Source organism: Microbacterium sp. FG3, from assembly GCF_057809335.1.
This window is the reverse complement of the sequence record NZ_JBMDJT010000074.1, coordinates 1-1,234: the sequence shown is the minus strand read 5'-3', so window position 1 is coordinate 1,234 and position 1,234 is coordinate 1. Positions and strand designations below refer to the sequence as shown.

General features: G+C 65.2%; 1 protein-coding gene. It reads right to left on the bottom strand.

What is annotated here, in order from left to right:
• Positions 1-7 precede the first annotated feature (7 nt).
• Positions 8-1,165 (bottom strand): IS30 family transposase, encoded by a 1,158-nt coding sequence (locus ACODR5_RS13495; protein ID WP_061873118.1) that lies wholly within the window; start codon positions 1,163-1,165, stop codon positions 8-10.
• Positions 1,166-1,234 lie beyond the last annotated feature (69 nt).

Below are 1,234 nucleotides of genomic sequence, written 5' to 3'. Positions count from 1 at the left end.
GGCGGATTCAACCGGTGGTCGCAACGAGTTCCGTGAACTTCTCCGATGGTGTCAGATATCCGAGCGTCTTGCGTGGTCGGCCGTTGAGCGAGTCCTGAATCGCGGTCAGGTCCGCGCGGCTAACGATGCTCAGATCGGTGCTCTTCGGAAGGTATTGACGTAGCAACCCGTTGGTGTTCTCATTGCTGCCCCGCTGCCACGGGGAGTGCGGGTCGCAGAAGTAGATCGGGATCCCGGTTGTGGCTGTGAACTCGAGGTGCTTGGCCATCTCCGCGCCCTGATCCCAGGTGATCGTCCGCGCCAGCGACGACGGGAGCGCGGTGATCGCTTCGCGCATCGCGGCCTCCACCTTGTCTGCACTCTTCCCATCAGGCAAATGCAGCAGGAGCGTGAGGCGGGTGCTGCGTTCGACGAGGGTTCCGACGGCGCTACGGCTGTTCTCACCAAGGATGAGATCGCCTTCCCAATGCCCGGGAACGGCACGGTCCTCGACCTCAGCGGGGCGCTCGCTGATCATGACCATCCCTGGCAGACGGCCGCGCCGATCCGTTGCGGTTCGCGCCTTCCTGGCCGTGCGTCCCGATCTCAGGCAGCGGGCGAGTTCTCGGCGCAGTTGCCCGCGTCCCTGTACGAACAGGGACTGATAGATCGTCTCGTGGCTCACGTGCATCTCCGGGTCGTCGGGATGCTCCAACCGTAGGCGGGCAGCGATCTCCTGCGGCGACCACAGCTGCTTCAACTGCGCTGTCACGGTCTCGAGCAACCGGCCACCGTCAAGCTTGAACGGCTTCGGCCTGCGGGCCTGCTCCCGGGCGTCCTCATGCGCCCGCCACGCCGAGTACTCCTCGCGTCCGCCGCCCCGCTTGACCTCGCGGCTGATCGTCGACACCGCCCGCCCGAGGCTGCGCGCGATCGCAGTGAGCGTGTCACCGCGGGCGAGACCCACGAGTATCTCCTCGCGATCGAAGACCGTCAGATGACCCTCGCGCGGCTCCCAGCCGAACGGTTTCCCGTCGAGGTGACGCCCTTCCCTCGCCATGCGGCCGACCATCGGCGCCGTGCACCCGATCTCGCGAGCGATGTCGATGAGTCTCCATCCCTTCGAGTGGAGACGGAGCGCGAGCTGCTTCTGCTCACGACTGAGATGACCATGCTTGCCCTGCAACCGATGCCTCCTGAGATCAACGTCTGCTTCATCTCACAGCACCCATTGCGTTGACCGGTTGAATCCGCC